Origin of the sequence: Brucella anthropi, assembly GCF_046630315.1 — a bacterium.
Lineage (GTDB): Bacteria > Pseudomonadota > Alphaproteobacteria > Rhizobiales > Rhizobiaceae > Brucella > Brucella anthropi_A.
This window is the reverse complement of record NZ_LQBD01000024.1, coordinates 82,703-95,917: the sequence shown is the minus strand read 5'-3', so window position 1 is coordinate 95,917 and position 13,215 is coordinate 82,703. Positions and strand designations below refer to the sequence as shown.

Here is a 13,215-nt window from a genome sequence, read left to right as displayed (position 1 = left end):
CCGGGAGGATGACATGACGCTTGATAACAAACCGATCTATACCGGCGGCTGCCAGTGCGGCGCGGTGCGCTTTCGCGTCGATGGCGCGATGGGTTCCGCATCGATCTGTCATTGCCGCATGTGCCAGAAGGCATTCGGCAATTTCTATGCGCCGCTGGTGTCGGTGAGAGAGGCGAAGCTGGAATGGACGCGCAATGAGCCGAAGCGCTTCCGCTCGTCCAACCATGTGCAGCGGGGCTTTTGTCCTCAATGCGGCACGCCGCTGACCTATGAAGCGCCCGACGGGATCGCTCTTGCCATCGGCGCTTTCGATGCGCCGGAGGAGATAGAGCCGACCATCCAATGGGGGATCGAGAAGCAATTGCCTTATGTGGCCGGTCTTGCAAATCTTCCCGGCTATGCAACGGAGCGCGATCCGGCGAGCATCGAATTTGTCAGGACGATGATTTCCTACCAGCATCCCGATTACGACACTGAAAGCTGGCCGCAACAGCAAGGTTGACGGCACCGCATACCCACCGACAGGCAGGCAAGAATGGCACGCGAGCGCATCTACATCTACGACACCACCCTGCGGGATGGGCAGCAAACTCCCGGCATTGACTTCTCTGTGGAAGACAAGAAGTCGATTGTCACGCTGCTGGAAGAACTGGGCGTGGACTATGTGGAAGGCGGCTATCCGGGTGCCAATCCGACCGATACTGCCTTCTTCAAGCAGCGCCAGACCGCGCGCGCAAAGTTTGCGGCTTTCGGCATGACGAAGCGCGCGGGCGTTTCGGCATCCAACGATCCCGGCCTTTCCAGCCTGCTGCAGGCTTCCGCCGATGCTGTCTGCTTCGTTGCCAAAAGCTGGGACTATCATGTCCGTCTGGCGCTTGGCTGCACCAATGAGGAAAATCTGGAATCGATCACGGCTTCCGTCACCGCCGCCCGCATGGCAGGCCGGGAAGCGCTGGTCGATTGCGAACATTTCTTCGATGGCTACAAGGCCAATCCCGAATATGCGCTTGCCTGTGCCAGGGCGGCCTATTCCGCAGGGGCGCGCTGGGTTGTGCTGTGCGACACGAACGGCGGCACGCAGCCCTCGGAAGTGGCCGGGATCATTGCTGCCGTAACGTCTGTGGTTCCGGGCGAGAGCCTTGGCATCCACGCCCATAACGACACCGAGCAGGCGGTTGCCGTCTCGCTTGCCGCCATCGATGCGGGCGTTCGCCATGTGCAGGGAACGCTCAACGGCATCGGCGAGCGCTGCGGCAATGCCAATCTTGTTTCGTTGATCCCGACGCTGGCGCTGAAACCCTATTGGGCAGAACGTTTCGAATTGGCGATCAAGCCTGCGGCGCTGAAGGGGATCACGCGGATTTCGCGCGCTTTCGACGATATCTTGAACCGTCCGCCGACGGAGCAGGCGCCCTATACCGGCACGTCCGCTTTTGCGACCAAGGCCGGCATTCATGCGTCGGCGCTGCTCAAGGAACCGCAGACCTATGAGCATATTCCGCCGGAATCGGTCGGCAACAGCCGCCGTGTCATGGTGTCGGATCAGGGCGGAAAATCCAATTTCATCGCCGAGCTGGAGCGTCGCGGCATCCGCGTTGCAAAGGACGATGTGCGTCTGGATACGCTGATCGCGCTGGTCAAGGAGCGTGAGGCGGAAGGCTATGCCTATGAAGGCGCGGATGCGAGTTTCGAGCTTCTGGCGCGCAACATGCTGACGCCGCAGCCGGAATTCTTCAAGGTCGAATCCTTCCGCTGCCTCGTCGAGCGGCGCTTCGATGCCAATGGCATGTTGAAGACCGTTTCGGAAGCCGTGGTCAAGGTCGAGGTCGATGGCGAGGTGCGCATGTCCGTCGCCGAAGGACACGGCCCGGTCAACGCGCTCGATATCGCATTGCGCAAGGATCTGGGGCGCTTTCAGGCCGAGATCGAGGATCTGGAACTGGTCGATTTCAAGGTGCGTATCCTCAATGGCGGCACGGCGGCAATCACGCGCGTCCTGATCGAATCCGGCGATGCGACCGGTGCCCGCTGGCGCACGGTCGGCGTGTCGGACAATATCATTGATGCGTCCTTCCAGGCGCTGATGGATTCGGTCAATTACAAGCTGATGAAAAACCGTTCGATGGCCGGACGGGCTGCCGCCGAATAAATCCGGTCCATTCACTGAAATTGATGCTTCGATCAGTTTAATTGAATGGATTTTATGGATTGTTGGGCGCATAGCGGTTCCATGCTGATCCGCCCGCAACGGGGGCGGGCGAACCGTTTTTGCCGAGGAGAGAGGCATGACCGACCAGACCATCACCGATACGCGCCTGTCTGACGGGTCGCGCGGGTTTTTGATGGCAATCGGAGCCTATGGGCTCTGGGGTGCCCTGCCATTCTATCTCAAGGCGCTTGGCCACATCCCGGCCATGGAAGTCGTGTCGCATCGCGTGATCTGGTCGGTTCCGGTCGCGCTGCTGCTCCTGCTGGTGCTGGGGCAGTTCAAGGATATTCTCAACGCCGTGCGCCAGCCGCGCATGCTGGCCATGGCTGGCCTGACCGCCGGGCTGATTACCGTCAACTGGTCGATCTATGTCTGGGCCGTTGCCCATGACCAGGTGATGGGCGCCGCACTTGGCTATTACATCAATCCGCTGTTCAATGTCGTCCTTGGCGGTCTGTTCCTTGGGGAAAGGCTGACCAGGGTTCAATATGTCGCCGTCGGATTTGCCTTCGCCGCCGTGCTGCTGCTGACCGTCAATGCGGGCGGTCTGCCATGGGTGTCGCTGGCGCTGCCGTTGACGTTCGGCCTCTATGGCTTCTTCCGCAAGTCACTGCCGATGCCGCCGCTTCAGGGCTTCACGCTCGAAGTGCTGATCCTGTGCATTCCCGCGCTCGGCTACGTTCTGTGGCTGGCGGCAACCGGCCAGGACCATTTCTCGACCGGACCGGCCTTCAACGTGTCGATGCTGCTGCTGGCAGGCCCGTTCACGGCCATTCCGCTGATCCTTTATGCCGGCGGCGCGAAGCTGCTGCGCTACACGACGCTGGGCCTCATGCAATACATGACGCCGACGATGTTGTTCTTCTTTGCGATTTTCATCTTCCACGAGCCGTTCTCCGCTGCACAGCTTGGCGCTTTCGCGCTGATCTGGGCCGGGCTTGCGCTCTATACATGGTCGATGCTGGTCGAACATCGCCGGGGCCGGGCGAAAGCCTGACAGTCACAATTCACGCAATGTGATTCTCTTCCGGTGGATATCCCGTCGGGGGCCTTATTTTGGCCGCTGTCTTTGCCACTCTTCCGTCGGTAATCCAGCGGTGGAGAATGTTCGGTATGGTCTTCTGGTCAGCGCATGCAAACGACAGACAGGTTGCTGCGATGGCGGAACGGGATTTTGCGGCCTTCGGATCGGCCTTGCGAAGCGAGCCGCTTTCCTCTCACAGCCTGAATCCGTTTCGGCTGGCCCGCTTTTCCCGGCACACGCATTTGCGGTTTTTCCTGGCTTTGCTGGTGGCGGCCCTTATCGCTGGAAGCGGGTTTCTATTTGCCACCGGCCGGCTGGTGCGGCATGGGCGCGTGGCGCAGCCCATGATGGTCAATCCCGCCACGCTCGCCCGCCATCGCGCGGCGCTGAAAGAGGCAAGGCTGGTGCCGGACGTGCATGTCGATCCGGCGGGCCGGGTATCGCGGCGCATCGATATTGCCGAGGGCGTCGAAGACGGCGATGCGCGTCTCTACACCTATCAGCATGTTGTTCTCGACCTCACAAGTTCCGGCGGGGCTGCGATGGGTGATATGCTGCGCGGCGGCATATCCCCGCTGAAATCGCAACAGAAACAGCCCGAGGATGCACTTGAGCGCGGCGTTCCGATCAATGTCAGCCTTGCCAGGCCCGCTGTCGGCGCTGGCGCAAAGGTGCATGAGATCATCGTCGCGCCGCAATCCCGCGAGCGGCTGGGCGCATTGCTGCAAGCGGCGGGCATCGCCACCGAGGACAGCCGGCGTCTGGAAGAAGCGCTGGCGCGGACAGAACTGGTGCCGGGCGACAATCTTGAATTGCTGGTCGACAAATCCAGACGGAACCCCGACGGGGCGCAGCATATTGCGCTTGCCCGCTTCGAACATGGCGATATCGACAAGGCCGTCTACGGGCGCGCCGATGACGGCGTTTTCCGCGCCACCGGCAATGAACGGCTTTTTGCGCGCCTGTCACGCGATGCGATGCTGACGGCCTACCACCCGCAGAATGTGGTCGGCAATAGCGGGTCCATCCCGTCGCGGCTGCAACAGGCGGGCGCGCCGGGTGCGATTGTCGACGAGGTTGAGAAGCTTGCCGCGCAGAACGGCATTTCGCTGAAGGGCTCAAAAACGCCGGGCCGGATCGATCTTCTGTTCCGCAAGAGCGCCGATACGAAGCCGGAACTGGTTTTTGTCGAGTTTACCACGGCTGGCAAAAGCCGTCGGCTCTATCGCCACGAAGGCAATAACGGGGCTGATTATTTCAACGAGGACGGCTCCTCCATGACGAAATATCTCATGCAGAAGCCGCTGCCGAATGGCCGTCTCAATGACGGTTTCGGCTGGCGCATCCATCCTGTTCTGCATGTCCGCAAGCACCATAATGGCGTTGATTACGATGCGCCGATCGGCTCGCCCATCGTGGCCGCCGGCGATGGTGTGGTGGAACTGATCTCGTATCAGAAGGGATATGGCAAATATGTCCGCATTCGCCATCAGGGCGGCTACAGCACGACCTATGCGCATCTTTCATCGGCCAGGAAGGGCCTGAAGGTCGGCGAACATGTCAAGCAGGGAGAGGTGATCGCCTATGTCGGTTCGACGGGCTATTCGACCGGCCCGCACCTCTATTACGAACTCAAGGTCGGCGATCAATATGTCGATCCGCTGAAGGCCCGCCTCAACGCCGGCGAAAAGCTGACCGGCTCATCGCTCAGCAGTTTCCGTGAGGAAATCGACCATGTGGGCCAGATCGTCAACGAAATGAAACTGCCCGTCATGCCCACCACACCCGAAACCGGAAAAGTGGCTTCCGGAAAAGACAGCCGGCACTGACTATTTTCCTGGACGATAGGCATTGGCCAGCGCGACGAATTCTTCGACGCTGAGCGTCTCTGCGCGGCGTGTTCCGTCGATGCCGGTTTTTTCCAGAAGTTCGGCTCCGCCCACCGGCTTCAGGCTCTGGCGCAACATCTTGCGGCGCTGCCCGAATGCGGCCTGCGTGATCTGGCCAAGCGCATGCGCATCGCAGGGCAGCGGGTTTTCACGCGGGATGATATGCACGACCGACGACATGACCTTCGGCGGCGGCGTAAATGCCTGCGGCGGCACATCGAAGCTGATTTTCGAAACCGTCCTCCATCCGGCAAGCACACCGAGGCGTCCGTAATGATCGCTGTCGGGCGTGGCCACGATACGTTCGGCGACTTCCCGCTGGAACATCAATGTCATGGACGAATAGAAGGGCGGCCAGGGTTCGACCAGCAACCAGTTGAGCAGAAGCTGCGTGCCGACATTGTAGGGCAGATTGGCAATGATGCGCGGCTTTTGCCCGTCCGCAAACAGCACCGAAAAATCCTGCTCGAGCGCATCGCCGGAGATGATGCGCAGACGCCCCGGATAATGCGCCTCGATTTCGGCGAGCGCGGCCAGGCATCGTTCGTCACGCTCGATTGCCGTGACATAAGCGCCTTGCGCCAGAAGCGCGCGGGTCAGGCCGCCGGGCCCCGGCCCGACTTCAATGACGGGCTGGTCGTGCAAAGTGCCTGCCTGGCGGGCGATTTTCGACGTCAGATTGAGATCGAACAGAAAGTTCTGGCCGAGCGATTTCTTCGGCATCAGGTCGTGCCGTTCGATCACATCGCGCAGGGGAGGAAGTTTATCGATGCTCATGCGCTTGCGTTCGCTGCATTGTCGGCCAGTTCCCGCGCAAGACGAATGGCCGCGACAAGGCTGTCCGGGCGCGCAATCCCCTTGCCTGCAATATCGAAGGCCGTGCCATGGTCCGGCGATGTGCGAATGAAGGGCAGCCCAAGCGTCACATTCACCGTTTCATCGAAAGCAAGCGCCTTGGCGGGAATAAGCGCCTGATCATGATACATGCAGATCGCGGCATCGTAGGTCGCGCGGGCCGAAGGATGAAACATCGTATCGGCGGGAAGGGGGCCGCGCGCATCGATGCCCGCGCTTTGCAGCGCCTCGATTGCGGGGAGGATGATGGTATCATCCTCCTTGCCCATGGCTCCGCCTTCGCCCGCATGCGGGTTCAACCCGGATATGGCAAGACGCGGTGCACGGATGCCGAACCGTTCCCGCAATTCGGTGGCGGTGATCTGCGCAACCTCGATAATGTCGGCTGTGGTGAGACGAACAGGCACTTGCGAAAGCGGAATATGGATCGTGACCGGAACGGCGCGAAGCTGCGGCCCTGCCAGCATCATGACCGGCGTGACAGGCTTGCCCCGGTGATGGCTTGCCAGTTCGGCCAGAAATTCGGTGTGGCCGGGATGCTTAAACCCTGCCTCATAGAGCGGCTTCTTTGAAATCGGGCAGGTGACAACGGCCGAAGCCTCGCCCTTGAGGGTCAGGTCCACCGCGCGCTCAATGGCTTCGATGACGCCCGCGGCATTTTCCGGCAAGGCTTTGCCGACGCTTTCCGTCAATTTGTTCTTGAGCGGAAGCACCGGCAGGGCATGCGCAAACGCATGGTTTGCCGCAGAAATCGCGGAAACAACCTCGATTGCGATATCAAGCCCGAGATGCCGCGCACGGGCGGCAAGCTGTTCCGGGTCGGCCAGCAAGGCAAAAGGCGGCAGCGACAAGGCATTGCGCTGGAGCCAGGCCACAAGCGCAATATCGGGGCCGATGCCGGAGGGATCGCCAATGCTGACGGCGAGAGGAGGAAGGGGCGCTGCCGTCATGGCGTCAATGTTCCAGTGAATGCAGATGAATCCATCAGGTCGGTCTAAAGCGGTTCCTGTTTTAACGGAAGCCTCGGAACCGCTCTAACTATTTGTTTTGTCGCATTTGCCTCACGCATCGAAGCGGGATCGGAAATCAGTCCATTGGACTGATTTCCCTGCATAGGCGCTTCGCACTTTTGGCTCGAAATGCTCTAGCGATTAACGATGGTCGCCTTGTCGCGCAGTTCCTTCAGATATTTTTCGCTAAGCTGTTCAGCCTTCTTCTCCTGGCCTCCAGGAGAATCCGCGCCTTCCATGGAGAAGACGAGCTGGGCCACGCGATCATCCGATACCTGCCGGGTGGAACAGACGGCCAGAAATTCCACGCCCTTTTCGGTTTCCTGCGGCGCGGTCGTGCGACCGACCGGGGTTGCCTTGACGGCCTTTGCCCATTCGCCCGGCAATTGCTGTTCAATGATGCGGCCGAGATCGCGCACGGTCACATCGAGAATGCCCTTGGCCTGCTGGCGGGTGGCATCACAATTCTGGAAACGGGAGCGGAACGCATTCGCTTCCTGCTTGCGCTTGGAAAGCAGGGCTGGAGACCGCTTGGAGGCGGGCACCACGAAAATGACCTGCTGGAGGCGATATTCGGTTGCGACAGGCTTCTTGCCGCCGTCCTTCAGCATGCGCTGCACGGCTTCCTGTTCGCTGACCATGCCGGTTGCGCGGAAGCGGGCGCTGACAAGGCGGCCCCATCCCATCTGAACCATGATGTATTTCTTGAAATGATCCGGCGTCACGCCCGACTGGTTCATCACCTGATTAAGTTGGGCCAGGGTCATCTTGTTGCGGGAGGCAAATCCGGCATAAGCCTCATCAACCTGCTGGTCGGAAATGTTGATGCCGCGCGATTTCATCTCGATGCGCTTCAGCATTTCGTCGGTCAGTTCCTGCCTGGCAATCTGGTTGAGATTGCCGCCCTTGCGCTGCAGCTTCAAAAAAGCCACGCGATGCTGGACATCGCTGTTCGTGATCGCATTGCCGGAAACGATGACCTTGACCTCGGATCCCGCACCGGCGGCAAATGCTGGAACCGCAACCGTTCCAAGCGTCGTCAGGCAGACTGCGGCGCTCAGCATTGAGGCGAAGAGAGGTCTTGCAATCATCATCTTTCTTTCCCGATTCCTTCCGGTCGATGACCGACAATCCTTACCGGACGTATTCCCTTATGGACATTGCCGACGCTCCGCCGATGTGTGCTCATATCAGCGGCTAATCATAAGCTGCCTGTATAGATGAGCCAGTGCGGCGAAACAATGACCCAAAAGCTATTTTGCGGAGCCTGTATCGTCCGAATACTGCTGAAAGAATGCCAAATCAGGCCGCGACGCGCAAATTTCCTTGTCTATTTCAATGAAAAGACCGGAAGCATTGTCAACGCTTCCGGTCCCTCAAGATTAGAAAGTTTGCGATCCGGTGCCTATGTCGCCCAGCGTGCGCAGCGAAATGTTGAAGTTGATACTATGTGACGGCTTGTCATCCGCTCCGTAGCGGGCGGGGTTGCGCGTTTGCACATATGCCATTGAATAGATGAAGCATTCATCGTCATAGGCAAGCCCGGCGGAAGCCCGAACCAGTGTCTCGGACACCAGGTCGTAGGTGCCGGAGCCGAAGACGCTCCAATTGGTGTTGACGCGCGCCGTGGCCGAGCCGGTCACTTCCTGGCGAAGATCGGAATATCCGTAAGCCGGTTGCGGCGCGATATAGGCATATTGTGCCGAAACCGTCAGCTTCTGCCAGCTTTGCTGTGCTTCCACTTCGCCGCGCTTGACGTCGAAGCTTTTCTTGTCGAAGCGGCCGCGGGCAGCAAGGGCCAGGCCGGTCGAGTTGGAGGTTCCGATCATGGCGACATAGTCGGACCGTGCATCCTGCAAGCCGGAATCCGCGCCGACATTCACAAAATCGCTGGTGCCGTAAGAATTGACGCCGCCAAGCTGGAAGGACTGGCCCGCAAGACCGTAGAGCGCCCAGTCGCTATTGTTGAAATTGCCCGAATAACGCAGGCCCAGATTGGCGCGCGTGCCGCCTTCCACCCGGTCATAGCCGGAGAACTTGTCGCGCGAGAAGAGGTTGGTTGCATCGAAGACGAAGCTCTGTGCATCTTCATTCGGCAACTCGCCCGCATAGCGCTCGTTGTTGCGGACGAAAATCTGCGCGACCGGTTCCAGAATATGGGTCGAACTGGTGCTCGAGAACAGGATCGGCCAGCGCAGTTCAAGCCCGGCCGTCGCCATGGCGCGAAGCGCTTCCGAGCGCACAACAGCATCCGTATAGCCGGCATCTGCCGGATTGAAGTTCGTATTCACGCCGATCGCATCGCCGCGCAAGGCCAGCAACGGCGTGATGACCAGCCCGGCCGGGGTGATGAAGGTGCGTCTCCATTCCGCTTCCGTGGTCAGGCGGACATTCGTGCCGCTGAAGCCTGGAATGCGGGGATATGGATTAGGTTTCTGGACCCATTCACCATTCTCCAGAACGCTGACAGTCGGATTGGTATAGTCCGCATTCTGTCGATACAACGCCTGCAGATTGGTGGTGAAATTCAGTTCACCGCCATAGACCGGCTCCGGCATCGTGTAGGAATAATCGAGACTGGGCAAAACCCAGGGCTGCTTCGAATGCATCTCGTTGGGATCACCCGGCAGAAGGGATTCCTGCACATTGAAGCGATAGAAATTGAGGTCGAAGTAATTGCGGTTGTTGATGCCCGTCAGATATATCTTCGAAACCTGGGTTCCGGCATTATAGCCTTCGATATCATAGGTGCGGCTGAAATTCCGGTCGCTCTGCGCCATCACATCCCAGCCGAAACGCCAGCGCGAATTGAGGTCGAAATCGCCTTTCGAGGCCACCATGCCGCGATTTTCGACGTCGCGGTCGATCGTGTTGGCGTCGAATTCCTCCGGCTTGTTCTGGTGAATGCCGGCGATGCGAAGATTATAGGTGCCGTTTTCAAGGCGATGACGCCATTCGGCTTCGGTCAGGAAGCCCTGCTTGGTGTAGGCGGTCGTGGACAGCGTCACGTCATAATTCGGCGCAAGCGCCCAGAAATATGAGTTCTTGATGCCGAAACCGAGGTCATCCTTGTACGAGAAACCCGGAAACAGGAAGCCGCTTTTGCGCTTCACCGTCGGATCGGCCATTTCGAATGCCGGGAACCAGGCAAGCGGCATGCCGAGGAACTCAAAGCGGCCCTGTTCGAAACGGACTGTCTTGGTCGTGCTGTTCCAGATGATCTTGCGCGCCTTGATCTGCCACAGGACCGGCTTGTCCGGATTCTTGGCGCAAGGCTCGCAGGCCGTATAGACGCCGTTGTTGAACGTCGTGATCTCGCCGTTGCTGCGTTCCGCACTTTCGGCGGCAAAGCGGGTGTTGTCCGTCGTCTCGACGCGCAGGCCGTTGACAAAGCCGTCGCGGAAACTGTCGGTGACATCCATATGGTCGGAATAGATCTTGTTGCCGTCGCGCTCGACGATTTCAACATTGCCCGTCGCAGTCATGCGCCGTGTCTGCTGATTATACGTCACCTTGTCCGCAACGAGGCGATTGCCGTCATATTCGATGCGCACCTTGCCTTGCGCGGTGACGGTATTCACATCGCGATCATAGACGAGTTCGTCGGCTTGCAGGAGCATGCGGGCATTCGGATCGCTCTGGTAATTGGCACCAATAGCGTCCTGTGCCGATGCGGGCAGGGCTGCGACAGAAACGAAAGGCAAAGCAAGGACGCACGCCAGGGCAGTCCCGCGCGCAAGACGCGAGAGCGAATGGGGCAATACCATGCGGGCGTTACTCAAACCCACTAACCATCCTCCTTATGCAACAAAAAGGAGACACCAAAGAATGTCGCGATAACAACCGGAACCCAGGCAGCCACGAATGGCGGGACGAATCCCGCATTCCCGAATGCCTTCACCAGCACCGAAACGACATAAAGCATGAAGCCTGCGATAACGCCACCCAGAATCATCGCTCCCGACTGACCAAAGCGCACAAATTTCAACGACACTGTTGCAGCAATGAGGGTCATCGCCATCAGCAATGCCGGCAATGCCAGAAGTGACTGGTATTGCATGTCAAATGCGTTCGCCGAATAGCCGAAGGAACGCGCGACCTCGATCTTGTGGCGCAGCTCGGTGAAGGGAATCGTATCCGGCGTGGCGAGCTTCTCTTCCACATATTCGGGGCGAAGCTGCGTCTCGATCTGGAAGCTCGCCATTTTCCGGGGCTCTTCGCCGCGCGCGAATCGCGTCACGTCGGTAAGCTCCCAGTAACCGTCCGCGAGCTTGGCGGTCCGGGCGTCGTAGCGTTCCTTGATATTCTTCTTGTCATCGAACTGGATGAATGTCGCGTCGGCCAGCGTCGCGCCCTGATCCAGAATGCTTTTCGCGCCGATGATGGTTTCGCCCTCATCGGTCTTCTGGCGCAGCCACGGATCGCGCAGGGCGGAAACATCCGTCACCTTGCCGTTTTTCCATGTCGATGCGATTTCATCGGCCTTGGCAAAGCCGTAGGCGGCGAACGGATTGAGGATGAAGATGGTGGCAAGGCCGAACAGGAAAGCGCCGAAACAGGCGGGCAGAAGAAACTGCCAGGCCGACACGCCGACGGAGCGCGCGACGACAAGCTCATATTTGCGGTTGAGCGAGATCAGCGTCGCCATTGCGGAGAACAAAGCGACGAAGGGGATCATCTGCTGCATGATGAAGGGCACGCGCATGGCGGAAAGGCCAAGTGCTGCCCAAACCGAATAATCCGGCAGATTGGAAAGTTTGCTGGCATTCTCGGTAAAGTCGAGAAGCAGCGACAGCGCAAAGATGCCGAGCAGAAAATAGAATGTGATCTGCACGTAGCGGATGAAGAAATAGCGCCCAAGCGTCCAGCCGATCATGCCTTTCCTCCGGCATTGTTGCGGGGACGCCCGGTGAAACGGGCATAGAGTTCCGAAGTGCGCTTTCTCAACGTGTCGAAACCGTCGAGAATGCGGTCGTTCCATTTGTCGGGCAGGCCGATGCGCCGCCCGGTGGCGAGCGCAAAGCCCGTCACGAGGATGACGGCAAGCGGGACGAGATACATCACGACGATATAGCCCGCATCCTTGTCGGCGCGGTCAGAGGCGAAATAGCCGGCCCAATAGACGAGAAGGGCGGTGCTGATTGCCGAGAAGGACGCGGAGACGCGCGCCTCGCGATGCGAACGGGAATCGCCTGCAAAAGCCAGTGCAATCATCGCAAAGACAACCGGATAGAGCCATTGTGTCAGGCGTCGGTGCAATTCGGCCTTGTAGCGCAGCGGTCGGGTTTGCAGGATCGGATCGTTCGGGTCGGGGTTCAGCAGATAGGACAGCGGACGATCCTTCGCATAGATGACGAAATCATCGCCAGCCGAGGCGAACTGGCTGAGATCGAATGCATAGGAATTGAACTTGATGATCGAAACCGTGCCATCGGACACGTCGCGGCGCTGCACTTCGCCATTCTGCATCAACAGCATGTCGCCGGTGGGCGTCGAGGCAATCGCGCCGTCAGCCGCATAATAGATGAGGTCGAGCGATGGATCGCGGGAATCGGCGATGAAAAGCCCGCCAATGCTGCCATCGGCGCGCCGCTCCGCGACCTGAATATAGAGATTGTCCGCCAGCTTGCGGAAATTGCCTTCCTGAACGATGACATTCATGAGGTCCGCGCTGGCATTGGCGATCATGGCGCGCATGTTCATGCGCGCATAGGGGTCGACATAATTGGCGACGAGAAACGAGACGACGGAAATAACGGCGGCGAGAATCAGGATGGGCCGCATGACGGCGCTGCGCGGCGCGCCCGATGCATTGATGACGACGAGCTCGGAATCCTGGTTCATGGTGGAAAGTGTCTGCGTGATGGCAATAATCAGCGCAAACGGCATCACGAGCGGAATGGCCGAGGGTATCAACAGCGAGCTGAACTGAACGATGGTCTGGAATGTCTGGCCGCTTGTGGTCAGGAAGTCGATGCGCTGGAGCACCTGCACGGTCCAGGTAATGCCGACGGCCGCGCCCAATACTGCGAGGAACATGACCGCCACCCGGCGCAAGATGTACAACTCGATCAATCGCATAGGTGGAGTTTACATCCCGGTTCCGTTGAATGGCGCGCATCCGAAAATGGCCGCAGCGCTTGTTATAATCACTAAACTTAATGACGTTTGGCTAAGATTGGCCCAATAAACGCGGTTAACAGATTACTAAAAGCATTGTGAAGATGC

At 59.1% G+C, this 13,215-nt stretch carries 10 protein-coding genes; 4 read left to right on the top strand and 6 right to left on the bottom strand.

The features are described 5' to 3' along the window. Positions 1-13: 13 nt before the first annotated feature. From AVM02_RS12850 to AVM02_RS12835, 4 genes are all read left to right on the top strand, one after another. Positions 14-502 carry a GFA family protein gene (locus AVM02_RS12850; protein ID WP_411507327.1) on the top strand — a complete coding sequence of 163 codons (489 nt, stop codon included), beginning with the start codon at positions 14-16 and terminating at the stop codon, positions 500-502. Positions 503-535: 33 nt separating this feature from the next. After that, positions 536-2,149, top strand: coding sequence for a citramalate synthase (cimA, locus tag AVM02_RS12845; protein ID WP_411507326.1), 1,614 nt, complete (start codon positions 536-538; stop codon positions 2,147-2,149). 136 nt (positions 2,150-2,285) lie between these two features. Then, a complete protein-coding gene (rarD, locus tag AVM02_RS12840; RefSeq protein WP_411507325.1) occupies positions 2,286-3,206 on the top strand; it encodes an EamA family transporter RarD in 921 nt (306 codons plus the stop codon). A 116-nt stretch (positions 3,207-3,322) separates the two neighbouring features. After that, positions 3,323-5,062: a M23 family metallopeptidase gene (locus tag AVM02_RS12835; RefSeq protein ID WP_411507324.1), complete on the top strand. Its 1,740-nt coding sequence runs from the start codon at positions 3,323-3,325 to the stop codon at positions 5,060-5,062. Here the strand turns inward: AVM02_RS12835 and rsmA are convergent, their stop codons facing one another. The 6 genes from rsmA to lptF all read right to left on the bottom strand — a co-directional run bounded on the left by rsmA (position 5,063) and on the right by lptF (position 13,068). Next, positions 5,063-5,899: a 16S rRNA (adenine(1518)-N(6)/adenine(1519)-N(6))-dimethyltransferase RsmA gene (gene rsmA, locus AVM02_RS12830; RefSeq protein WP_411507323.1), complete on the bottom strand. Its 837-nt coding sequence runs from the start codon at positions 5,897-5,899 to the stop codon at positions 5,063-5,065. Further along, on the bottom strand, positions 5,896-6,927 hold the full coding sequence (gene pdxA, locus AVM02_RS12825) for a 4-hydroxythreonine-4-phosphate dehydrogenase PdxA (protein ID WP_411507322.1): 1,032 nt from the start codon (positions 6,925-6,927) through the stop codon (positions 5,896-5,898). Before pdxA ends, rsmA begins: the two co-directional genes overlap by 4 nt. 194 nt (positions 6,928-7,121) lie before the next feature. Continuing rightward, positions 7,122-8,081 carry a peptidylprolyl isomerase gene (locus tag AVM02_RS12820; RefSeq protein ID WP_411507321.1) on the bottom strand — a complete coding sequence of 320 codons (960 nt, stop codon included), beginning with the start codon at positions 8,079-8,081 and terminating at the stop codon, positions 7,122-7,124. Positions 8,082-8,369: 288 nt separating this feature from the next. Next, positions 8,370-10,754 carry an LPS-assembly protein LptD gene (locus AVM02_RS12815; RefSeq protein WP_411507462.1) on the bottom strand — a complete coding sequence of 795 codons (2,385 nt, stop codon included), beginning with the start codon at positions 10,752-10,754 and terminating at the stop codon, positions 8,370-8,372. A gap of 20 nt (positions 10,755-10,774) precedes the next feature. Continuing rightward, the gene (gene lptG / locus AVM02_RS12810) at positions 10,775-11,863 is read right to left on the bottom strand and encodes an LPS export ABC transporter permease LptG (RefSeq protein WP_411507320.1); all 1,089 of its coding nucleotides are present in this window, start codon (positions 11,861-11,863) and stop codon (positions 10,775-10,777) included. Further along, positions 11,860-13,068 carry an LPS export ABC transporter permease LptF gene (gene lptF, locus AVM02_RS12805; protein WP_411507319.1) on the bottom strand — a complete coding sequence of 403 codons (1,209 nt, stop codon included), beginning with the start codon at positions 13,066-13,068 and terminating at the stop codon, positions 11,860-11,862. Before lptF ends, lptG begins: the two co-directional genes overlap by 4 nt. Positions 13,069-13,215 lie beyond the last annotated feature (147 nt).